The 433-nt window shown below is 69.1% G+C and carries 1 protein-coding gene; it reads right to left on the bottom strand.

Going from position 1 to position 433, the window contains the following annotated elements; all coding sequences use genetic code 11:
• Positions 1–433, bottom strand: a 433-nt coding sequence (locus ACU8YE_RS25595) for a fibronectin type III-like domain-contianing protein (RefSeq protein WP_446930422.1), incomplete at both ends; no start/stop codon positions are given.

The raw sequence follows: 433 nt of genomic DNA on the forward strand, positions 1-433 counted from the left end.
CCCTTCGCGAGCGCCCATCCGTTGCGGCTCGCATCCCACACGCGCCGCATCTCGGCGGGAATCACGATGCGCACGCGCCGCGTTTCGCCCGCGCGCAGGCCCACCTTGTCCCATCCGACGAGGCGCTTCGGCGGTTCCTGCGGATCATCGAGATCGCCGAGATAGACCTGCGGCACTTCGGCGCCGGCCACCGGGCCATCGTTGGTCAGCGCAAACGACACCGTCGTCGCCGCGTCCGGGCGCTGCTTGACTTCGAGCCCGGAATACGAGAAGTGCGTGTACGACAGGCCGTGTCCGAACGGGAACATCGGCGCGATGCGATGCGCGTCGTACCAGCGATAGCCGATCTTCAGCTTCTCCGAGTAGACGGGGTTCGGCGCGAGCGTGCCGTCCGCGCCCCAGGTCGGCGTGTCCTCGTCGCGCGCGGGGAACG

Source organism: Ralstonia sp. VS2407 (genome assembly GCF_052950655.1).